The organism is Nonomuraea sp. K271 (assembly GCF_009908215.1).
GTDB lineage: Bacteria > Actinomycetota > Actinomycetes > Streptosporangiales > Streptosporangiaceae > Nonomuraea > Nonomuraea longispora.
Window position 1 is genome coordinate 1 of the sequence record NZ_JAAAHR010000028.1, and the last position, 21,505, is coordinate 21,505.

Here is a 21,505-nt window from a genome sequence, read left to right on the forward strand (position 1 = left end):
GGGCACGGGTGGTCGTCGCCGGAGGGCCTGCATGGCCGGACCGGTCCCACCCGCCCGGTGTCCCGTAAGCGGCTCGGCGTCGCGGTGCTCGCCGGCGCGACCGCGGTGATCGTGACGGGCGGGCTGGCGGCCGCCCGTGTCTGGCTTCCCACGCCACCCGGCGACGCGGGCACCGCCACCGTCGCCGCTCCCTCCTCCCCCACCGCTTCGCGTACGGTCGCGGACAAGAAGCAGTCGCCCGCTGACCTGGACCCGTCGGCCGGCAGACGCCCCGGCAGGAAGACCTCGAAGCCCACCAGGACCAGGGCCAGGGCCACGCCGAAGCCTGTGAAGAGCACGGAGCCCACGTCGAAGCCGTCTGCCCGGCCCACCACCGCGAAACCCACCAGGACGACGAAGCCGGGCGGGGTGAAATCGGTGTCGTTCGACTACGAGGGCATCCGGATGGGGGGCTGCTGGCGCTATGACATGAACATCTGGGCGAAGGTGTCCGCCACCGGCTCCTACAGTTACCGGTGGCTGCTCGACGGACAGAGCCAGGGCGCGAAGGTGGGCAACGCGTCGTCGAAGCCGCTTCTGCCGTCGATCGTGTGGAAGAAGGAGGGCACGTACACCGTCGTCTTCGAGGTGATCGAGCCGACGCGCACCAGGCAGAGCGCCACGGTGAAGATCTGCGATTTCGACGAGGGCTGGTAGGCGGCGCTGGCGTCAGGGGGCGGCCGGCGGGCAGGGTGGGCGTGTGTTCGCTCGACTATCGAAAGGCAGGCGTTCCCGATGCCCATGATTCCCCGCTTCCACCTGGCCGTTCCCGTCGATGACCTGGACGCGGCCCGCCACTTCTACGGCGAGCTCATCGGCTGCGCCCAGGGCCGCAGCTCCGACACCTGGATCGACTGGAATCTGCACGGCCACCAGTTCGTCACGCACCTGGCGCCCGCGCGTACGGAGCGGGTGCACAACCCGGTGGACGGCCACGACGTGCCGGTCCCGCACTTCGGGCTGATCCTGACAATTCCGGAATTTCATGACCTCGCCGAGCGGTTCCGCGCCGCCGGCACCGGCTTCGTCATCGAGCCGTACCTGCGGTTCGAGGGCCTGCCCGGCGAGCAGTGGACGATGTTCCTGCTCGACCCGGCAGGCAACGCCCTGGAGTTCAAGGCGTTCGCCGACGACGCACAGGTGTTCGCAGCAGGCTGAGCGAGCGGCCGGGTTGAGCGGGCGGCCAGGCTGGGCGGCGCGCTAGTCGCGAGCCGCGTTGCGCAGCGCGCGGTAGAGCAGGCGCGAGTCCCCCAGGTGGTGGCGGAGCAGCTTCTCCAGCCCGCCGATCGGCACCAGGTTCTGGGGCGCGCGGGGGTCCTTGTAGTCGACCCCCGCCAGCGGGGGCAGGGCCAGGGTCAGCGCGTCGGCGAGCCGCACCACCTGCGCGGGGTCGAGGTCGGCGCCGGCCTCGCAGCGCGCCACACCCGCCCACGGGGCCGCGGACCTGACGGGCAGGCGTACGTACCAGGCGTGCCGCCGCCAGCTCGTGCCCATGAGGAACACCGGCGTACGCTGCCCAGGCGCGAGCGCGGCCACCACCCCCGACTGCGGCGACGGCAGGTAGGCGGTGTGGTGGGTCTTGATGTAGCCGACCGTGCGCGGCAGGTGGGTGCGTCCCCGCAGCGGCCCGTCCACCAGCAGCAGGTCGTCGCTCGCCGACCGGTGACGTACGGCGAGGTCGACCTCCAGCTGGGTGACCTGGCGCTGCAGCGCCAGCGACAGCTCCTCGAAGCTGGAGTCGGCGGCCTTGCTCGGGCGGTAGAGGGCGTGGCCGGTCTTCACCTCGGGCGTGTCCGGCGACGCGGAGATCAGCGTGCGGTTGACCTGGATCTCCGCCAGGTCGGCGCCGTCCCGGCCGCACCTGACGATGCCCGCCGCGTAGGAGGCGGCGATGCCGGGCACCGGCATCGCCGAGCCGGGGTCGTGCACCCACACGCGGGCGTCGATCCTGCGCACGCCGTCGGCGACCAGCAGGGTGCGCGGCGGGTCGGCGTCGGGCCCCGGCGTGACGGGTTTCCAGTCGGCGGCCGGGCGTTCGACGTCGAGCACCAGCTCGGCGCTGGTGGAGCCCAGCTCTGACAGGGCCTCGACGGCGAGGGCCGCGGCGTAGCCGGGATCCCACGGGTCGACGGTGAAACCGGTCACGTGGCCGCCTTCCGCACATGGGAGCCCTTGGCGTCGCGTCTGACCTCGAAGCGTACCGGCACCCGTTCGGCCAGGGCGGGTACGTGGGTGACGACGCCGATCATGCGGTCCTGGCCAGCCGCCAGGCGTTCGAGGGTGGTGGCCACGGTGTCGAGGGTGGCGGGGTCGAGCGTGCCGAAGCCCTCGTCGAGGAAGATCGAATCGAGCCCTTTCGCGACGGCCCCCGACAGCGCCAGGGCGAGCGCGAGGGCGGCCTGGAAGGTCTCGCCGCCGGACAGGGTGCGGGCGCTGCGCCGCATGCCCGCCTCGCCGTGGTCGACGACCTCGATGTCGCCGGTCCTGTCGCTGAGCGTCAGCTCGTACTGGCCGTCGGACAGCTCGCGCAGCGTCTCGGACGCGGACGCGACCAGCACCGCCAGGGCCTCGGCGCACAACCACCGCTCGAAGGCGTTGGCGCGCAGGCGCAAGGCCAGTTCGTGGGCGACCTTGGCCTCATGCTCCTTCCTGGTGACCTGCGCGTCCAGGTCGGCGGCGCGCCGGCGGTCGTCCCTGACGCGGTCGAGCGCGCTCTCCACACGGGCGGCGGCTCCGGCGACGGCCGCGCCGAGCTGGTCGGGCGAGGCGTCGCGCGGCGGGACGACGCCGTGCTCGGCCAGGCGTTCGCCCAGTCTGCGACGGTCGCGCGCCAGCGTCTCGCCCGCCTGGGCGAGCTGCTCGTCGCAGGCCGCGAGCGCGGTCCGGGCGGCCTGCCCCGCCCGGTCGCGCCAGGCGAGCAGGTCGGTCCAGGCGCGGTGCAGGTCGTCGCGGGTGAGCGGCGGCGGCGGGTCGTCGTGGCCGCCGGAGACGAGCAGCCGGTCGCGGGCGGATTCGAGGGTGCGCCAGGCGGACTCGGCCTGCCGCTCGATGCGTTCGGTCTCGGTGCGCGCCCGGTCCAGCCTGCCCCTGGCGGCGCGGAAGGCGGTGCGGGCCTGCCCCGCGATCTCCTCGGCCTTGGCGATCGCGGCCAGCCGGCCCTCCAGTCCGGCCCGGTCGCCGGGCTCGGGCAGCGCGGCGAGCTCGGCCTCCAGCCGGTCGGCCTGCCCGGCCAGCATCGACGCCGACGCCTCGGCCCGGGCATGGGCGGACCTGGCGCGCTCGGCCCTGTCGCGGGCTCCGGCGAGTGCGCGGTCGGCCGTGCGCATGTCGGCGGGCGGCTCGTGGCGGGGCAGCTCGGCCACCGACTGCCGGCAGACCGGGCAGGGTTCGCCCACGGCCAGCCGGGGGGCGAGGTGGGCGGCGGCGTGGGCGTCGCGCAGGCGCTCGCGCTGCGCCTCGGCGGCGGCCAGCGCCTGTTCGGCTGCCTCCCGCTCGGCTGCCAGGCCCGGCAGCGGCTCCGCGGCCGCCACCGCTTCCGCGCGGGCGCGGGCGGCCTGCGCGGCGTGCCGTTCGCGGGCGTCCAGGGCGGCCAGCGCCTCCCGTGGCGCGCCACGGTCGCCGAGCGCGGCCAGCGCTTCGTACGCCTCGTGCTCGTCGGCCTCCAGCGTCGCGACCTCGGCGGCCAGCGTCTCGACCGACTCGGCGGCGGCCCGGCGTGCCGAGGCGAGTGTCGGCACCGCCTCCGGCATGCGCAACGACGCCAGCACCGAGCGGCGTTCGGCCACGGCGGCGCGCTCCTGTTCGGCCCGCCGGATGCCGGCCTCGCGCGCCCGCAGCAGGTCCAGGTCGGCGCCGATGGTCTCGCCCAGTCCCCGCAGCGCCGCCAGCCGGTCGGCCAGCTCCCGCTCGGCCTCGGCCGTGGCGCCCGACAACTCGCCGAGCTGGTCGCGGGCGAAGGCGGCGTCGCGTTTGGCCTGCTCCTCCTCCTGCACGGCCCGCTGCCTGATGAGCTCGTAGACGTCGGCGTCGAGCAGCTGCACCAGCAGGTCCTGCCGCTCCCGGGGCGCGGCGTGCAGGAACTCCGCGAAACGGCCCTGGGGCAGCACCACGCACTGGGTGAAGAACCGGTACTCCAGGCCGGTCACCCGCTGCGCCTCGGGGGTGACGTTCTCGCCCTCGGCGAGCGGCCTGACCACCGCCTCGTACGCCTGTTCCAGCGGCGCGGACGGGTCGAGCTCGTCGATCCGCGCCTCCTTCGTCCGCACCGCGCCCTTGCTGTCGCGGACCATCGCCCTGACCACGCCGTAGCGCCGGCCGCCGCTGTCGAAGACCAGCGCCACCTTGCCCGAGGACACCGAGGGCGCCAGGGCGTGGGCGATGACGTTCTCCTTGCCCCAGCGCGGCACGGTGCCGTAGAGGGCGAAGCAGATGGCGTCGATGATCGTGCTCTTGCCCGCGCCGGTGGGGCCGACGAGCGCGAAGTACTCGGTGTCGGAGAAATCGACGCTCACCGGCTCGCGGAAGCTGCCGAAGTGGTCGAGCTGGAGCAGCAGCGGGCGCATCAGCCGGTCACCTCGTCGTGGAGCCGGTCGAACAGCGCGGCCACCTGGTCGTCGTGCCGTCCGGTGGCGGTGAGATATTCGCGGAACAGCTCGCGGGCGCCGCGCTCGGGCGAGCCGGCCCTGCGCGTGGCCGGCACCGGCCTGAACCGCTCGTCCAGCATGACGTCCACGGCGCCCGGCAGCAGCTCGCGCACGTCGTCGGCAAGACCCACGCGGGGTTTCTCCTCCACGATCACCTTGAGCCAGTCGTCGCCCTGCTCCAGGCCCTCCAGCTGCTCCAGCGTGCCGCGCACCGTACGCAGCCGCCGGGCCGAGCCGAACGCCAGCTCCCGCACCACGGCCGGGCGGCCGGGCGAGACCTCCACCAGCAGCGCGCCGGGGGTGTTGCCCTCCTCGCCGAAGTCGACGGCGAGGGGCGAGCCGCTGTACCAGATCGGGCACGGCCCCGGGATCTGCTGGCGGCGGTGCAGGTGGCCGAGCGCGGCGTACTGGGTGGACGGCGGGAAGGCGGTCGGCTCGAAGTAGTAGGAGAAGATCGATTGTGCCTGCCGTTCCCCGCCGCCGAACGCCCCTCCTGGCAGCGTGCCGTGCGTGGTGACCAGGTTGACGGTGTCGCCGTGGAAGCCGGCCGTCAGCGCGCCGATCAGCTCGGCGATGCGGGCGGCGTAGTCGCGGTTGTGCTCGGCGGCCGTGCCGGCCAGGACCTCGGCGGCGCGTACGACGTAGCGGTGCGACAGGAACGGCAGCACCGCCAGCCGCACCGGCTCGCCCGAGCGGGCGGTGAAGGCGAGTGTGCCGCCCGCGTCGGGGCGGCGGAAGGAGCCGATGACGTGCAGGCCGAGCTTGCCGAGCACCGGCCGGTAGACCTCCAGCAGCTGCGGGTTGTCGTGGTTGCCCGCCAGCACCACCACGTCGCGGCCGTCGCCGCGCAGGGCCATGAGCACGTTCAGCACCAGCGCCTGCGCCTCGGGCGTGGGCGCGGAGGTGTCGAAGAGGTCGCCCGCCACGATGACGGCGTCCACGTCGTGCTCGCGGGCGGCGGCGACCAGCTCGCGCAGCACGGCGCGGTGCTCGTCGACGCGGGGACGGCCCTTGAGCACCTTGCCCACGTGCCAGTCCGCGGTGTGCAGGATCTTCACGTCATCACCTGTGATCAGAAGGGCGGGATGTCTTCTTCGACGCCGGGCAGCCCCTGGAACGGATCGCCTGAGGAAGCCTTCGCGGCCGCCGGGGCCGCGGCCTCGGCCGGCCTGGTCGCCCACGCCGGGAAGGGGAAGGCGACGGCCAGCGGCACCGGGATCTCCGGCTGGGCGACGAACATGGTGCCCGGCTTGGCGATCGTGGCGCGCTCGCGCACGGCCGGGGGCAGCCAGCCGTACTCCGACCTCGCGGCCTCTGCCGGGTCGAGGCGGCCCGCGACGCGTACGGCGCTGTTGGAGACGATGCGGCGCTCCACCTCGGAGGCCGTCTGCTGGGCGCCGATGAGGATGACGCCGAGCGAGCGGCCGCGCTCGGCGACGTCCAGCAGGATCTCCTTGATCGGGGAGTCGCCCTCGCGCGGCGCGTATTTGTTCAGCTCGTCGAGCACCACGAACAGCAGGGGCCGCGCGGTGCCCGACGACTCCTTGCGGTGGAACTCGCCGCGCAGCACCACGCCCACCACGAACCGCTGCGCCCGCTCCGGCAGGTTGTGCAGGTCGACGATCGAAACCTGGGCGTCGGAGGTGCTGACGGTGTGGTTGCGGTAGAACGGCAGGTCGCCGCGGACGATCGGCGACAGCGGGCGCACCGCGCTGCGCAGCCGGCGCAGGAAGGCGTTGACGGTGCCGAGCGGGGTCTGCGCGCCGGTCCACTGCTGGCGCGTGCTCTCGTCCTGCAGCTGGTCGGACAGCAGCTCGACCAGGTCGGCGAACGTGCGCGCGGCGGTGCCCTGCACCATGACGGCGCCGCCGTCGCCCACCGGCTCCGCCCACGCCTTCAGCCGGGCCGCGACCTGCCCCACCAGCAGCGAGTAGCCGGCCCGCTCGTCGTCGGCGTCGGCGAAGACGAACCGCAGCAGCTCCTCCTCGCAGAACTCGACCAGCGTCCAGTAGAAGGAGCTCACGCCCTGGGTGCGGGCCGAGACGTGGGGCACGCCGTTGGCGTCGCCGGGGCGCGGCGGCGCGAAGACGTGCACGCTGCCGAACGGCCGCGCGGGCAGCCCCAGCCGGGCGTAGACGGCGCGCGCGCCCTCGTCGAGCCGGAGGTTGTCGTGGTCGAGGAAGAGCAGGTCCTCCCCCTTGACGGAGAAGATCAGCGCCTTGGTGTTGGCCGACTCGGCGTCGAGGACGCCCGAATTGAAGATCGAATAGAGCAGGAACGTCGCGAAGGAGGTCTTGGTGGCCACGCCGGACACGCCGGAGATCGACACGTGGGCGCCGCGGGTGCCGTCGAGGAAGTCGAAGTTGGCGTACATCGGCCGGCCGTCACGGCCCATCCCGATCGGGATGCGCCGGTCCATCACGTCGAAGTAGAGCGCCTGCTCGCGGTCGTCGGACCCCGCGAGATGCACCTTGGCGCCGGGCAGCGGCGGCACGAACACCTCCGGCTCGACCCTGGTCACCCGCACCTCGGCCACCTCGACCACGGCCGCGGGCAGCGCGCCGTCGGCGATGAGAAAGACGTCGGAGTCGTACGCGGCGCCCTCGTGCCGGGCCTCGACGGTCGTCACCACGCCCGCGACCAGCACCGGGCCGTAGCCGGGCACGTCGCGCCTGGTCACCACCACGTCGTCGAGCTGCACGACCTTGCCCGGCTCCAGGCCGACCCAGAACGAGAGCGGCGAGGCCGCCTGGGTGCCGAGCACCCGCCCGACCGCCTCTCCCGCCGCAGGTGCGGCCTCCTCCACCGCCTGGCTCGCCGCCCCGTTGACCGTCACGAATCCCTCCGCCCCCAATGGTGCCCTTCCATGGAGCGTAGTAGGGCCCGACCAGTGCGTCCCGCTCATCGGGCGTACCGGCCGGAAACGGAGACGTAACGCGCCGGCCGGTACACCACACCTATGAACACACCCCTTACACGGCGTACGTTGCTGGCCGGGGCGGGCGTGGGGGCCGTCGCGGCGGGCCTCGGCGTACGGCCCGCGTCGAGTGACACGCCCCGGCCCCGCGACACGAGGCCGCCCAACATCCTGCTCTTCACCGTCGACGACATGCACGGCGGCTCGCCCGGCTGCTTCGGCGGCCGGGCCGATCTCACGCCGAACATCGACCGGCTGGCCGGCGAGGGCGTCGCCTTCCACCGCGCGCACGTGCCGATCGCCCTCTGCCAGCCGAGCCGGTCCGCGCTGATGACCGGCCGCTTCCCCCACCGCAACGGCGCCGAGGGCTTCGAGGACATCGCTCCCGGCGTGCCGATCCTGAACGAGCTGCTCCGCCCGCTGAACTACCTGACGGGCATCTTGGGCAAGGTCGGCCACCTCGGCCCGGCGGATCGGTTCGCCTGGGATCTGAGCGTCCTTCCGGACGAGCAGCTGGGCATGGGGCGCAACCCCGCCGACTACGCGCGGCACGCGACGGAGCTGTTCGTCCGGGCGAAGTCCGAAGATCGGCCGTTCTTCCTGATGGCCAACTCCGAGGATCCCCACCGGCCCTTCAGCGGCAGCGCCGCCGAGCAGAACAGGTTCGACGAAGACGAGCTGGCCAGCATCGCCGCGCCGTCCAAGGTGTACGGCCCCGACGACGCCGAGGTGCCCGGGTACCTGCCCGACCTGCCGGAAATCCGCCAGGAGGTCGCGCAGTACATGAGCAGCGCCCGGCGCGCCGACGACACGCTGGCCGCGGTCCTGGCGGCGCTCGACGCGTCCGGGCTGGCCGGCGACACCATCGTGATCTTCATGTCGGACAACGGCATGGCGGTGCCGTTCGGCAAGGCGAACGTGTACGAGCAGTGCACGCGTACCCCGCTGATCGTCCGGTGGCCCGGCGTGACCGGCGCGGGCCGCGTCGACGACCAGCACTTCGTGTCCACGATGGACCTCTTCCCCACCCTGTGCCTGGCCGCGGGCGCCACCGTCCCCGAGGGGCCGGACGGTCGCGATCTCACCCCGTTGCTGCAGGGCGGCAGCCAGTCAGGGCGCGACCGCATCAACACCGTCTTCCACGAGTCCAGCTCCGATCAGCGCTACGACATGCGCGGCGTCCACGACGAGCGCTGGAGCTACATCTGGAACGCCTGGTCCGACGGCAGCCTGAACTACCGGGCGGAGAACATGCAGGGCCTCACCTGGCCCGCGATGCGCGACTCGACCGACCCCGCGATCGCCGCGCGTGCGCAGTTCTACCTGCTCCGCGTGCGGGAGGAGCTGTACGACCTCGCGAACGACCCCCACGCACTGAACAACCTCGCCGACGGGGGCGCGCCCGAGGCGCTGGCGGGCGGGCGCGCCGCCATGGACGCCTGGATGGGCTCCACCGGTGACCCGCTGCACGACCAGTACAGGGAGGAGATCATCAACGCGTGACGACGATCCATGCGCAATCATGGATCGCATGAAAGTGATCGTGATCGGAGCGTCGGGAACCGTGGGACGGGCCGTCGAGGCCGCCCTGAGCCCCCGCCACGAGGTCGTCGCGGCCTCGCGGCGGGGGCCGGTCCAGGTGGATCTCGAAGACGGGACGTCACTGGACGCGCTGTTCCAGACGGTTCCCGACGCCGACGCGGTGGTGTGCTGCGCGGCTTCTGGGCCGCTGGTGGGGCTGGAGACGGTGACGGACGAGAAGTTCACCGCCGGGGTCGCGGCAAAGCTGCTGGGACAGGTCGCGCTGGCCAGGCGGGCGCTGCGTCACCTGCGCGACGGCGGGTCCATCACCCTCACGGGAGGCACGTTCGCCGCCCCGCTCCCCGACGGCTCGCTGGGCGCGCTGGTCAACGCCGGGCTTGAGGGGTTCGTACGGAACGCGGCGAGCGAGTGTTCCGCAGGCTGCGCCTGAACGTGATCGCCCCGGGCTGGATCAAGGAGACCCTGGAAGGCATGGGCCTCGACGGCACGGGCGGGACGCCGGTCGCCGAGGTGGCCCGCGCCTACGTCTCGGCCGTGGAGGGCACCGCGCAGGGCCGGACGATCGTTCCGTGACGAGCGGCCCCCGCCGTACGTCGATGGGCCTCCGCGATCACACGTAGGTGATCAGCGTGGGGATCGACGACATCGGCAGGACGGCCGACCCGGCTCAGGAGGCGAGATCTCCACGGGAGGGCGAACGCCGACACGCAGGTCCCGAGCATGTCGTCGCGACGATCGCCCTGCAACCCGGCGGCCTGACCTGGCGACGCGCGCGGCCATGCGCGAGGCACCTTCATCGTGGAGATCATCCAGGCCGTCACGGCCACCACCCTCGCCGTCTATGACTGCGGATGGGGTGGCTGTCCCGACTTCACCTCCCGGCGCCGAGGCGACGCCGCCCACGGCCGCGGCCTGGCCATCGTGGCCGCCCTCGCCGACGAGAACGGCTATGAGGGCGATGACACGCTCGGGCACAGGGTGTGGGCGACCCTCCACGTCCGCTCCGCGCCGTAAGGCACGCACTGAGCGGTGCGGTTTCTTGCCTCACCCGGGTTCACCGGCGGTCTTCGGGAGCGCGAGCGTCACGAGTGCCGCCACGACGTAGAGCGCCGCGGAGACGACGAGGACGATCCCGAGGGCGTGACCGTAGTCCGCCGATCCGGGTGTGCCGGTGGTCGATCCCGTGACGGCGGCGAAGAAGACCGTGCCGAGAACGGCGATGCCGATGGCGCCGCCGACCTGGTTGACGGTGGAGAGCACGCCGCCGGCGGCGCCTGCGTTGCGTCCGGGGATGCCGGCGAGGACGACGTTGACGAGGATGGGGGCCGCCAAACCGAGCCCGAGGCCGCCGACGAAGAGTGCGAGGGCAAGGAGCGGGTATCCGGGATCGCCGCCGTCCCTGGTGATCGCCCACAGGACGAGCTGGGATGCCGCGATGGTGAGTGAGCCGGTGATCAGCAGCGCTTTCCCGGACTTGGCGGCGAGAGCGACGCCGAGGCCAGAGGTGATGATCGAGCCGAGCGCGTACGGCAGGATCACCAGGCCGGTCTCCCACGCGGTGCGGCCGGTGCCGTTCTGCAGGTAGATCGACATGGTGAGGAAGAACGGCCCGATGCCGCCGAAGAAGAGCACGGACACGCTCAGGCCGATCGCGAAGGCGCGGATGCGGAGCAGAGCCGGGTCGAAGACGGGTTCGTGCCCGCGTGCGGTGAGGCGGCGCTCGTAGGCGAGGAAAATCGTCAGCACGACGATTCCGGCGGCGAGAAGCGCGGAGCTGTTCCAGGTCCATCCCCGGCTCTCGGTCTGGATGATCGGCAGCAGCAGGAGCAGGATGCCCAGGGCCGCGAGCAGCGCGCCCAGGAGGTCCAGCCGCGCGGTCGAGGTGGAGCGGGACTCCGGCAGCACCTTCGCGCCGATGACGAGCGCCAGGATCGAGACGGGCACGTTGACCCAGAAGATCGTGCGCCATCCGAGATCGAACAGGTCAGAGTCGACGAGCAACCCGCCGAGCAGCGGGCCGGCGACCGACGCGAGACCCTGGACCGCCCCGTAGGCGCCGAACGCCCTGGCGCGCTCGGCCGGAGCGAACGACGCCCGGATGATCCCGAACACCTGCGGGACCATGACGCCGGCGGTCAGTCCCTGCGCGGCGCGCGTGCCGATGAGCGTTTCCGGATCGGCGGCCAGCGCGCAGAGCGCGGAGGTGAGCATGAACCCCGCCAGCCCGGTCATGAACAGGCGTTTGCGGCCGTACTGGTCACCGAGCCGTCCGCCGGTGACCAGGCCCGCACCCAGGGAGAGGACGTAGGCTGCGATCATCCACTGGATCTGAGCGTCGCCGGCCTCCAGGTCCTGGGCCATCGCCGGGGCCGCGACGGTGACGATCGTCGCGTCGAGAAGGTCCATGAAGGAGCCGAAGAGCACCACCAGCAGCGCCGCGCCCGCGCCCGCGCCGGAGATGAGCGCCGGGGAAGCGGAGCTATGCGTGCCCTCGTCAGGAGGGCTCTGTGAAGCGGTCATGGCGGCGAGACTGGCAGCTAATGTTGCCATCGAGTGACCGCTTCAGGTGAGGGGATTGAGCGATGGCTGCCACCTCCGCGCGCACGCTCAAACTGCTGTCGATCTTCGGCATCGGCGCGACCCTGACCGCCGAGGAGCTCGCGGGCAGGCTCGGGACGTCCGTACGGACCGTGCGACGCGACATCGACACGCTCAGAGAGCTCGGGTACGACATCGAGGCCGTGCGCGGGGTGGCAGGAGGTTACCGGCTCGGCCGCGCCGGCAGGTTGGCCCCGGTCGTCTTCGACGAGGACCAGGCCGTCGCGGCGGCCGTCGCGCTCCAGACCGTCCCCATGCTCCTGTCCGGCATCCGCGAGAACTCGGCCCGCGCCCTGGCCACGCTGCGGCAGTCGATGCCCGCCCGCAGCCGTGTCCACGCCGAGGCGTTCACCGTCTCCGCGGCGCGCAACTACTGGGAGTTCCCCGCAGCGCCCATCGACGCCGAGATCGTCCGGGTCATCGGTGGCGCGATCAGCCGGGGGCACACCGTTCGTGTCGACTACACCGGCGAGGACGAACCGACGACGCTCACGCTGGAACCGCACGACCTCGTCGTGTGGGCGGCACGGTGGTACCTCGTCGCGTTCGAACCGGAAGCGGACCGATGGCGCGCGATGCGCGTCGACCGCCTCGTACCACGCATGCCGACGGGGAGAACCTTCGACCGCCGCGACGTCCCGCAGAGCGATCCGATCGCCTTCGTCATGAGCACGCACGACCGCGGCGACACCCCGGCGGAATGGCCATGCCGCGGGTCGGCGCTCGTCGCACTGCCCGCGCCCGTCGTCGCCCGGTTCGCCCCCGGCGGATCGACGGTCGAGCACGACACCGACTCCAGCTGCCGGCTCACGCTCGGTGCGTGGTCCTGGGCAGGGCTGGCCGGACTGCTCCTGACGTTCGACGCCGACCTCACCGACATCGAACCGGCGGAGCTCAGGCAGGCGCTGAGATGCTTGCGCACCCGCATCGACGAAGGACTCAGGCACGCCAGGTGACGCACTGTGCGGGTCGGCAGGGGCGCGTCCGTGTCAGCGTGGGCGGCTGAGGGCGACCTCGGCCAGATCCGTCCACTTCTCGGCCGCGGAGTGGGGCACGACCACCCAGTCCTTCACCTCCCTGCCCTGTCCCGAGGGGTCGAACAGGGACGCACCGGCCAGCTGGAGCGCGGCTTTGTGTTCGGGGGTGTCCCTGACCAGCCGGAACACCATCGCGCCGTCGCGCTGCAGGCTCGCGAACACCTTGCCCGCCCGATCTTTGAGCGAGGGGTTCCCCATCATGCTGGAGATGCGTACGCCCAGGTCGGCCAGCTCGGCGCCGACCCGCTGGAAATCCTGTTCCGCGCTCATCATCAGTCGGTCTCCGGCTCCATGGCGGCGTGTCGGGCAGTTCGTCCCGGCAAGCGTATCTTCCGGCGGCCGGGCAGGGCCCCGTACGCTGGCACCGGTGAGCGAGCACGCGATCGCCGCCCGGGTGGAGTCCCTGTTGTCCCGCTGCCGTTCCGCGCCCGTCACCGTGGCCGGGTGGCGGCGGCTGGAGCCCTATGCCATCGCGCGAGCGCGCCTTGAGGACGACGAGCGGGTGATCGTGAAGTGGATGCGCCCGCATCCGGGCGCCGTCCGTCTCGCCGCGTCGCAGCGGCTGCGCACCGAGGTGGCCGCGCTGCGGTTCCTCTCCGACGACCTGGAGTCGGGCCTGGCACCGCGGGTGATCGCCGCCGACCTCGACGCGGAGCTCGTCGTGCTGGAGGATCTGGCTCCGCGTACGGCGCTCGACGGGCTGCTGCGTGCGCAGGGCGCCACCGCCCACGCCGAGCGGCTGGTCGCCTTCGCCCGCGTCCGCGGCGAGCTCAGCGCGGCGACGGCGGGCAGGGCCGGACTGTACGGCGTGCGCAGGCGCGCTCTCGGGCCGGCCCGCGACGCGGAACGGCTGGCCGGGTTCCGCGAGGAGGGACGCAGGCAGGCGGCCCTCCTGGGCGCGCCGATCGAGGGCGGAGCGGAACGTGAGCTCGCCGCCGCGCTGGAGGAGCTGGAGCACCCGGGGCCTTTTCTGGCGTTGAGCAACGGCGACCCCGAGGCCAACAACGTTCTCGTGCACACGGACGGCGACCCGGACGCCCGCCTCATCGACTTCGAGTTCGCCGGTTGCACGCACGCGCTGCACGACGCGGTCTGCCTGCACGTCCCCGGTCCGGGCTGGCTGTCGGTGGACGCCGCGCACGCGGAGCACCACCGCCGCGCCCTGGCCGCCGGCGTGCCGGAGGCGGAGGACGACCGGCGCTACGGCTTCGGCCTGGCCGCCGCCTGCTTCTCGTACGTCCTGATCCGGCTGGAGCGCGCCGCCAAGGTCGGGACCCGCCCGCCGGGCGACGGGAGCCGCGTCCAGCTCGTCGCCACCCTGGAGGCCGCCGCCCGCACCGCCGAGGAGCACCGCAGCCTGCCGCGCCTGGCCGGCTGGGCCCGCCGGGTGGCCGGCCTGCTGCGCCGCCGCTGGCCCGACGCGGACGTCGACCTCGACGACCGGACGGCGTTCCCGCCCTACACGCCCCGCCACCGATGCTCATGATGGCTCGAGCTGGACCGGCGACATACCTGGAACATACCGGCACTTGTTAGACAGAGCCGCGACATCCTCATCCGAGCGGAGGACGAGACATGAGAAAAGTAGCGATAGCGCTCGCCGTGGCCGCCGGGATGGTCGTGGTGACGAACCCTGGACCGGCGTCCGCGACGCCCACCGGGTGCTCGGCCTTTCCCTACAACCCCAGCCCGGGCACCGAGGGCGCCGCCGCGAGGTGCCTGGGCGGAAGCGGGCAGTTCAGGGCCGTGGCGCTGTGCACCGACGAGCCGCACGGCGTCCCGAGGGGCACCTACCCCAGCGACTGGGAGACAGCGGGTGCGGGGAGCCGGGCCATCGTGCTCTGCCCTCCGGGCGCGAAGTACGTCAAGTCCGCGAAGTTCGAGCTCAAGCCCGCGTGGTAGATCCGCCTCCTCGGCCGCGGGACCGGCCGGCCACCCGAGCCCTCAGCCGCTGATCGCGCTCCGGACCGCCTCCGCCAGGGTGGCGGCGCGCCGGTTCTCGCCGTCCTCCTTGACGTGGTTCATCACGTACCCGAACGCGAGCCCGCTCTGCGGGTCGGCGAAGCCGAGGGAGCCGCCGAGCCCGGGGAACCCGAAGGTCGTGGGGCTGTAGAAGAACGCGTCGGGGGTCGGCAGGCCGAAGCCGAGGCCTATCCTGACGGGCATGCGCAGGATGCGGTCGAGGCCGGCGACCTGTTCGGCGGTCGCCGCCGCCAGGGTGGCGGGGGTGAGGATGCGGTGGCCGTCGACTTCGCCGATGAGGGCGGCGTAGAAGCGGGCCAGCGAGCGGGCCGTGCAGATGCCGTTGGTCGAGGGCATCTCGGCCCGCTGCTCGCGGGGGTCGTTGTGGTCGAGCGGGGGCGAGACCACGGACATCGAGCGCATGGTCAGGGACGTCGGGTCGGTGTAGGCCCGCATCATCTCGCGGACGGCTTCGGGCAGGGCGTCCAGGTCCGTCCCTGCCAGGTCCGCCGTGCCGGGCATGGACGTGACGATCCGGCTGACCCGGTGCAACTCGCTTTCCGGCAATCCGATCCACAGGTCCAGGCCGAGCGGGCCGGCGATCTCCTCAGCGAGGAAGGCTCCGATGCTGCGGCCGCTCACCCGGCGGACGACCTCGCCGACGAGCCATCCGTACGTGAGCCCGTGATAGCCGTGCTCCGTGCCCGGCTCCCAGGAGGGCCGCTGGGCGGCCAGCGCCTCCACCATGGGCTCCCAGGAGATCGCCTCGGCCGGGGTGATCGGCCGGTCGATGACGGGCAGCCCCGCCTGGTGGGTGAGCAGCCAGCGCACCGGTATGCGCTCCTTGCCCTGCGCCGCGAACTCCGGCCAGTAACGAGCGACGGGCGCGTCGAGGTCCAGTTCGCCCCGCTGCGCCAGCAGGAGCGCGCAGGCGGCGGTGACGGCCTTCGTGGTGGAGTAGACGATCTGGAGGGTGTCGCGCTGCCAGCGGCGGCCCTCATCGGGGTCGGCCAGGCCGCCCCACAGGTCGACGACCTTCCTGCCGTGCAGGTAGACGGCGACCGCGGCGCCGATCTCGTCGTGGTCGGCCAGGTTGCGGGCGAAGGCCGTACGTACTGCTTCGAATCCCGGTGCGGTCTCCCCGCTGATGTCGGGCATGCGTCATCGCCTTCCGTCGGTATGGATTGGGTGGTGCTTACTCTTGAGGGCCGAAGCCGATCACGATGTAGCGGCCGTTGGCGTAGCTGACCACCGGCCGTCCGAGCAGTTCGCCCACCCGGCGGGCGACCCCCTGGAACAACTCGATCGACTCGGGGGTGTCGGCGCTGACCCTGAACCGGCCTTCGGTGGCGAGGTGCTCGGCGACGAGGGGGACGAAGTTCCTCTCGGCCCGGACCTTCTCCTCCGCGGTGAGGGGTGAGAGGGGGGTGCGTCTGGGACGGGGAGGATGGGCCATCGTGCGTCTCCTTGATCGCTGGGGATCCGGCAGGCTAGCGGCGCCACTTCTCCATGAGCCAGGCGCAGACCTGCGGCTCGGTCATCTCGGGGAACTCCGCGACGAACGCGGCGAGCGCGCGCAGGGCCTCGTCGCGGTCGAGACCCTGTGCCAGGGCGGCGTTCAGGTAGTCCTGGCGGGCCGCGGACGGACGGCCGCCGCCCGCGCCCCTGCCGGGCAGGCCGTCGCGCCATCGCACGATCTCCTGCACCCGGTCGGGACGCCAGCCGGGCGCGCCGTCGATCTCGACGTCGGGCTCGGGGAACGGGTGATCGGAGTCTCCCGGATAGCGGGAGCGCCATTTGTGCACCGCGTGCCGGGTCACTCCCAGCGCCTCGGCGATGCCGAGAACGCCCAGGTAGTGCTCGGTCATGGTGCCAACTCGGTCTTTCCTGCCTCCTCCGCGGATCTCATTACTACCACGCCGGGCAGAAGCACCCGCGCGGCAAAAACATCGTCTCTGACGGAGACAGACTTTATCCGGCTCCGTAATCGTCGTCAACGCCGGAGACGATGTTTCGGGTCAGCGGGTCCCGTACGCCCGGATCACCTCCTGCGTGACCGTCGAGCCCGCGGCGTCCGAGGCGGTCACCCGCAGCGACACCGCGCCCGGCGCGGGCCGCTCGATGGTGGCCGCGTATGTGCCGTGGCCCGTGTCGCGCAGCCGGCGGGCGGGACGCCAGGTCCTGCCGTCGTCCGACGACGTCTCAAGGCTCACCTTCCTGATCGGGTGGCCCTGCGCGCCCGCCTGGTGGGACACGGTCAGGCCGAGCCTGGTCGAGGCGGTGCGGTTGCGCAGGTCGACGGGCGCGTCGTACGCCACGGCCAGCAGCGGCAGCCTGACCGGACCGCCCTCGGCATGCTCCGAGTCGAACGTCCACACCGTCCTCGTCCTGGTGGACAGGCGAGCCCAGGAGGAGCGGTTCTCCACGGTGTACTCCACGCGGTAGCCGGCCCGCTCCGGCGGCAGCACGATCCGGCCTGAACCACCCGTTTGTGTCCTGCCGATCAGTTCGTCACCCTTGTAGATACGCCAGTCCGAGACGTATCCGTGCGGGAACGGGTCGGTCGGCCGGCTGCCGGTGTTCCCCTCGGCGTCGACGAAGGCGCGCATGTCCACGGTCAGCACGTCGCCCTGCCGCTGCGTGGGCGAGTCCGCCGCGAACCCCGGCGCCACCGGATGCCTCAGCCACGTGCGCTCGATCCGCTCGCCCGCCCGGTAGCCGCGCGTGGCGTCCCTGACGGTCATCACGCCCTGCTTGTCCTCAGGGAAGATCGCGTTGTACGACCGCTCCGGCATGTCGGCCGCGCTGTGCCACCGGACGCCGGGGGCCGGGCTCAGGTAGTCGGTCCGTACGCGCGGCGCCCTGGCCACTGTCCTGGACGAGTCCCACGAGAAGTTCTCCCACGGCATCCAGCCGTACTTGACCTCGGAGAGCGTGACGTCGTCGGTCAGCTGAGCGTGGAAGGCCGTGTCCACGCGGGCCAGCGAACGTTGCGCCGCCACGTACGACGGCCGCTTCCTGACCCGGCCCTCCTCGCTCAGGTACAGGTCGTAGACGTAAGGGCTGGCCACGACGCCCTTGGCGACGACCTGGACGCGCCGGCGGCTCGCCCGCTCGGCCAGCCGTTCGCCCTCCGGCTCCGCGAGCGTCACCGTCGGCACGGTGAGCAGGCTCTCGTTCCCTGTCACGTGCGTGTCGCCGTAGATCGCCACCATGCGGGCGCCGGCCGCGCCCGCCGCGTTGGCGAGGGCCGAGACGGAGGCGCCGGGCGTGCGGCGGATCAGCGCCAGCCGGCCGCGCAGGTCAAGGCCCTTGAGCGCGCCGTCACCGGCGTCGGCGACCGTCAGCACCGCGGTCCCGTCGAGCCGCGGGTACTGCGTGGACCGGTTGCTGAAGTAGACCGGATCGACGTATCTGGGATGGAGGTCGACGCCGGGCGTCCGCATGGTGATCGCCGGGGCCTCCAGCCGCCACCGCGTGGCCACGGCGAACTCACCCTTGCTCACCGTGCCGGTGGGCTGCAGGTAGTAGTTCTCCTCCAGGCGGCCATCCAGGAGGAAGCTCTCCGTGTGCCTGGGGCCCTTCACCGGCAGCCTCGTGTGGACGAGCTTGGTGGCCGCGCCGCGGTTGCGCGCGGTGCGGTGGCCAGGCGTGTCGATCCTCACCGCGACCGCCTTGCGCGCGTCGAGCACGACGTGGGTGTCGCGGGTGAGCTTCATCTCCGGATAACCGGTGAAGCTCTGGTCGACGACGTCTCCGCGGCCTTCCCTGGTGGCTCCCGGGCGCAGGGTGTTGATGATGCCGAGGATCGAGTACGTGCCCGGCGGGACGAGCCAGCAGAACCCGTCGTCCGACTCGCACGGCCTGTCCGGGTCGCTCGGCAGGCCGCGGCCGAAGAGGGCGCCGTCGTCCACGTCGACCACGCTGGGCAGTACGCGGCTGGGCCGACCGTCCCGCGCGACGGCGGACACCCGGAGCTCGACCCGCCGCTCCTCGACGTTGCCGGTCAGCAGCGTCCGCAGTGCGGCGCCGCCGGCGGGTGTCGCGACCAGTTCTGCGCGGGCCCAGCCCGCCGGCGTCCTGGCGGGGTCGAGCGTGACGTCCACTTGGCCCTTGCCGCCCGCGGGCAGGGTGAGCTCGGTCGCGGAGAGGGTGAACGGGGCGGCGGCGTCGAGGGCGACCGTGGCGGGTTCCGCGCCGAAGTTGCGGTAGGAGACCGTACGCGTCACCGGCTCGCCGGCGCCGGCCGTCGTGAGCCCGAAGTCGAGCACTGCGTCGCCGGCCAGCACCGTGCGCGCGAGCGCCCCTGCCACGTCGAGCCGGCCCGCGCCGCCCTCGTCCACGGGCACGCCGGGCAGCGCTTCCGAGCCGCCCACGAGCGCGGACCTGATCTCGGGAGCGGTGATGCCCGGCCTGGCCTGGCGCAGCAGCGCGGCGGCGCCCGCGGCGTACGACGCCGACAAGGCGGTCCCGGAGAAGCGGCCGTAGTGGTCGCCGACGGGCTCAGCGGGCTGGAGATTCGCCGCGCTGGTCGAGACGACGCCTACGCCGGGCGCGCTCAGTTCGGGCTTGACCGCGCGGTGCAGGCCCACCGGCCCGTGGCCGGAGAACTCCGCCGGCTCGCCGTTGGCGTCCACGGCGCCGACCGTGAGCGCGGCCGGGGCGTCCGCAGGACTGTCGACGCAGGCCTCGCAGCCCCGGTCGCCCGTGCTCATGACGAAGAGCGTGCCGTTCCTGGCGGTCAGCTCGTTGACGGCGTCGGTGAGCGGGCCGCCCTGGCCGGGGACGCTCACCGCCATCGTCACGACGTCGGCGCCCGCCTCCCCCGAGGCCCACTCCATGCCGGCGATGGCCCAGGAGGCGAGCCCGCCGCCGGAGCCGTCGATGACCTTGCCGTTGAGCAGCCGCGCGCCGGGAGCGACGCCCGTGTACGTGCCTCCGGACGACGCGCCGCTGCCCGCGATGACGCCCGCCATGGCCGTGCCGCTGCCGTACCGGTCGACCCCGTCGCCGTCGTAGGTGAAGTCGCGCGCGCCCGCGACCTTGCCCGCCAGGTCGGGGTGGCCTGCGTCGATCCCGCTGTCGAGGACGGCGACGGTGGTGCCGGCGCCGGCGCCGTCGGCCGCCGCCCTCGCCGCCGCCCCGGCGGTGGACGCGCTGGTGACCGGCCGTACGGTGATCTTTCGGTCCAGCCAGATCTTGTCCACGCCCGCGGCCAGGCCGGCCGCGAACGTGGCGGCGTCCTTCTTGGCGAGCTTGACCGCGGTCGCGCCGATGCTCTCCAGCCGGGTGACGGCCGTCAGCCCGGTCGGAGGCGCGGCGCCCGCGCCCTGCCGCACGATCAGCGGGATGGAGCCGGTCTGCTGGTCGGTGTAGCCCTGGGCGGCCAGCGAGGTCACGTTGAACAGCGCGGGGTCGAGCTTCTCCGGCACGAGGGCCGCCACGTCGGCGGGCACCACGGACAACTCGCCGCCGTGGTCCACCATCCGGAAGCCGGAACGTGCCGGGTCTCGCGGGGTCACGCTCGCCCGCTGCCTGCCGTCCTCGCCGACGGTGATGTGCACCTTGTCACCGGTGATCAGCGTGACGTCGTAGTCGCGCGGGGGCTCGGCCGGTAAGAGCGCGGGCACGGCGTCGGCCCGCGCTCCCGGCACCGGTGTCACGCCCATCGCCAGCGCGGCCGCGACCGCGGCCCCTCGCCGGACCCATCGACCAGGCCACATCACATTCCTCCATATGTACGTCATTTCAGCCGGTCCAATGTGACACAACCTTGCTGGTCATGGGGCTTCAAGGCTTGGCGAGGTTCGGTCATGTCAGGAACCAGCCACGGAACAGCCGAGGGTGAAAAGCTGGTGTTGTCCCGATGCGGACACAACTGTCAACCAAATGCCGTCGTGCGCCGTCTCCTCTTGCGCACCATCTGCCTCAAGGAGCCGCCTTGCGCGTACAACTGGCCGTCCCGGCCTTAGCCCTGGCCCTCGCGTACGCCGCGCTGCCCTCGGCGGCGCACGCCGACACGGTGGCCTACACGTGCGAAACCACCGCGACGGGCATGCGACAGCAGATCAGCCTCGACATCGAGCTGACGGTGCCCACGGACGCCACGGTGGGCACGCAGATGACGATCGGCTGGCGCGGCTCCTACGTCGGTTCCGCCCGCCTGCTCGCCCCCACGACCGGTCTGGACGGGCTCAAGATGTACGCCTACGCCGGCATCAGCGGCATCGACCGGCTGACCTCCGCGACGGGAGTCGGCGAGCTCGGCACCGTCACTCCGGGCCAGGCGATCACGCTGCCCGCGACCACCGTCGAGATGAGGACCACCGCGACCTCCCCGGGCACGGGCACGGTGCACGCGGCCGCCGTCAACTTCGGCCCCACTCCCCAGCAGCGGGTGATCGAGTGCGAGGTCACCGACAAGGACTCGCTCCAGGAATATCCCCTCACCGTCCCGGGAACCGGGGAGTCCACCAGCCCCAGCCCTGACGAGACCACCGACTCGCCGACGCCCGACCCGGACACCTCCACCCCGGAGGACACGACCACCAGCCCGGCCCCCACCACGACGAAAACCGTGACGGAGACCCCCGAGGGCGGCGTGGCGACCGGAGGCGGCGGCATGGCGGGGCCCGACGGCCGGTTGCTGGTGGCGACGGGGTTGCTGGCGGTCTTCGCCGCCACCGGCGGTCTGTGGTTGCGCCGGCCCGCCCGGCGAACGCCAAATAGCCCGTAAAGTGCGCAACCGCGACATAGTGATTATTTGG

The 21,505-nt window shown here is 72.6% G+C and carries 20 protein-coding genes; 10 read left to right on the forward strand and 10 right to left on the reverse strand.

Annotated features, from left to right (window positions below):
• A partial coding sequence (locus GUY59_RS12795; protein WP_442938978.1) for a hypothetical protein occupies positions 1 to 696 on the forward strand: 696 nt, incomplete at its 5' end.
• Positions 697 to 774: 78 nt separating this feature from the next.
• Entirely contained in the window at positions 775 to 1,197 is a 423-nt protein-coding gene (locus tag GUY59_RS12800; RefSeq protein WP_138203183.1) for a VOC family protein, read from the forward strand.
• Between the two features lie 42 nt (positions 1,198 to 1,239).
• On the opposite strand, the gene GUY59_RS12805 is transcribed toward GUY59_RS12800, so the two are convergent.
• Genes GUY59_RS12805 through GUY59_RS12820 form a run of 4 tightly spaced genes read right to left on the reverse strand, consistent with a single transcriptional unit; the run spans position 1,240 to position 7,518 of the window.
• Positions 1,240 to 2,184, reverse strand: a complete 945-nt coding sequence (locus GUY59_RS12805; protein ID WP_138203181.1) for a hypothetical protein — start codon at positions 2,182 to 2,184, stop codon at positions 1,240 to 1,242.
• A complete protein-coding gene (locus GUY59_RS12810) occupies positions 2,181 to 4,601 on the reverse strand; it encodes an AAA family ATPase (protein ID WP_138203179.1) in 2,421 nt (806 codons plus the stop codon). Before GUY59_RS12810 ends, GUY59_RS12805 begins: the two co-directional genes overlap by 4 nt.
• A complete protein-coding gene (locus GUY59_RS12815; RefSeq protein WP_132340739.1) occupies positions 4,601 to 5,740 on the reverse strand; it encodes an exonuclease SbcCD subunit D in 1,140 nt (379 codons plus the stop codon). Before GUY59_RS12815 ends, GUY59_RS12810 begins: the two co-directional genes overlap by 1 nt.
• A 14-nt stretch (positions 5,741 to 5,754) precedes the next feature.
• Positions 5,755 to 7,518 carry an ATP-binding protein gene (locus GUY59_RS12820; RefSeq protein ID WP_289514101.1) on the reverse strand — a complete coding sequence of 588 codons (1,764 nt, stop codon included), beginning with the start codon at positions 7,516 to 7,518 and terminating at the stop codon, positions 5,755 to 5,757.
• Between the two features lie 123 nt (positions 7,519 to 7,641).
• Here GUY59_RS12820 and GUY59_RS12825 point away from each other — a divergent pair, with 123 nt between their 5' ends.
• The 4 genes from GUY59_RS12825 to GUY59_RS12835 all read left to right on the forward strand — a co-directional run bounded on the left by GUY59_RS12825 (position 7,642) and on the right by GUY59_RS12835 (position 10,155).
• Positions 7,642 to 9,102 (forward strand): sulfatase family protein, encoded by a 1,461-nt coding sequence (locus GUY59_RS12825; RefSeq protein WP_138203177.1) that lies wholly within the window; start codon positions 7,642 to 7,644, stop codon positions 9,100 to 9,102.
• A gap of 28 nt (positions 9,103 to 9,130) precedes the next feature.
• Positions 9,131 to 9,571 (forward strand): SDR family oxidoreductase, encoded by a 441-nt coding sequence (locus GUY59_RS12830; RefSeq protein WP_201760798.1) that lies wholly within the window; start codon positions 9,131 to 9,133, stop codon positions 9,569 to 9,571.
• Between the two features lie 2 nt (positions 9,572 to 9,573).
• Complete coding sequence (locus GUY59_RS47445) at positions 9,574 to 9,714, forward strand: hypothetical protein (RefSeq protein WP_201760799.1); 141 nt, start codon at positions 9,574 to 9,576, stop codon at positions 9,712 to 9,714.
• A 225-nt stretch (positions 9,715 to 9,939) separates the two neighbouring features.
• Entirely contained in the window at positions 9,940 to 10,155 is a 216-nt protein-coding gene (locus tag GUY59_RS12835; protein WP_138203175.1) for an ATP-binding protein, read from the forward strand.
• Between the two features lie 30 nt (positions 10,156 to 10,185).
• On the opposite strand, the gene GUY59_RS12840 is transcribed toward GUY59_RS12835, so the two are convergent.
• Positions 10,186 to 11,661 (reverse strand): MFS transporter, encoded by a 1,476-nt coding sequence (locus GUY59_RS12840; RefSeq protein WP_138203173.1) that lies wholly within the window; start codon positions 11,659 to 11,661, stop codon positions 10,186 to 10,188.
• 62 nt (positions 11,662 to 11,723) lie between these two features.
• Here GUY59_RS12840 and GUY59_RS12845 point away from each other — a divergent pair, with 62 nt between their 5' ends.
• A complete protein-coding gene (locus tag GUY59_RS12845; protein ID WP_138203171.1) occupies positions 11,724 to 12,695 on the forward strand; it encodes a helix-turn-helix transcriptional regulator in 972 nt (323 codons plus the stop codon).
• 33 nt (positions 12,696 to 12,728) lie between these two features.
• Here the strand turns inward: GUY59_RS12845 and GUY59_RS12850 are convergent, their stop codons facing one another.
• Positions 12,729 to 13,049, reverse strand: a complete 321-nt coding sequence (locus GUY59_RS12850; RefSeq protein WP_236667107.1) for a hypothetical protein — start codon at positions 13,047 to 13,049, stop codon at positions 12,729 to 12,731.
• Between the two features lie 94 nt (positions 13,050 to 13,143).
• On the opposite strand from GUY59_RS12850, the gene GUY59_RS12855 reads away from it, so the two are divergent.
• Together GUY59_RS12855 and GUY59_RS12860 are read left to right on the forward strand one after the other, a co-directional pair.
• Positions 13,144 to 14,262 (forward strand): phosphotransferase, encoded by a 1,119-nt coding sequence (locus GUY59_RS12855; protein ID WP_201760800.1) that lies wholly within the window; start codon positions 13,144 to 13,146, stop codon positions 14,260 to 14,262.
• A gap of 89 nt (positions 14,263 to 14,351) precedes the next feature.
• Positions 14,352 to 14,678: a hypothetical protein gene (locus GUY59_RS12860; protein ID WP_138203167.1), complete on the forward strand. Its 327-nt coding sequence runs from the start codon at positions 14,352 to 14,354 to the stop codon at positions 14,676 to 14,678.
• A gap of 42 nt (positions 14,679 to 14,720) precedes the next feature.
• On the opposite strand, the gene GUY59_RS12865 is transcribed toward GUY59_RS12860, so the two are convergent.
• The 4 genes from GUY59_RS12865 to GUY59_RS12880 form a co-directional block, all read right to left on the reverse strand.
• Complete coding sequence (locus GUY59_RS12865) at positions 14,721 to 15,896, reverse strand: serine hydrolase domain-containing protein (protein WP_138203165.1); 1,176 nt, start codon at positions 15,894 to 15,896, stop codon at positions 14,721 to 14,723.
• Positions 15,897 to 15,933: 37 nt separating this feature from the next.
• The gene (locus GUY59_RS12870) at positions 15,934 to 16,194 is read right to left on the reverse strand and encodes a hypothetical protein (protein ID WP_138203163.1); all 261 of its coding nucleotides are present in this window, start codon (positions 16,192 to 16,194) and stop codon (positions 15,934 to 15,936) included.
• 34 nt (positions 16,195 to 16,228) lie between these two features.
• Positions 16,229 to 16,606 carry a hypothetical protein gene (locus GUY59_RS12875; protein ID WP_132333311.1) on the reverse strand — a complete coding sequence of 126 codons (378 nt, stop codon included), beginning with the start codon at positions 16,604 to 16,606 and terminating at the stop codon, positions 16,229 to 16,231.
• Positions 16,607 to 16,756: 150 nt separating this feature from the next.
• The gene (locus tag GUY59_RS12880) at positions 16,757 to 20,461 is read right to left on the reverse strand and encodes a S8 family peptidase (protein WP_138203161.1); all 3,705 of its coding nucleotides are present in this window, start codon (positions 20,459 to 20,461) and stop codon (positions 16,757 to 16,759) included.
• Between the two features lie 218 nt (positions 20,462 to 20,679).
• Here GUY59_RS12880 and GUY59_RS12885 point away from each other — a divergent pair, with 218 nt between their 5' ends.
• The gene (locus tag GUY59_RS12885) at positions 20,680 to 21,474 is read left to right on the forward strand and encodes a hypothetical protein (RefSeq protein ID WP_138203159.1); all 795 of its coding nucleotides are present in this window, start codon (positions 20,680 to 20,682) and stop codon (positions 21,472 to 21,474) included.
• Positions 21,475 to 21,505 lie beyond the last annotated feature (31 nt).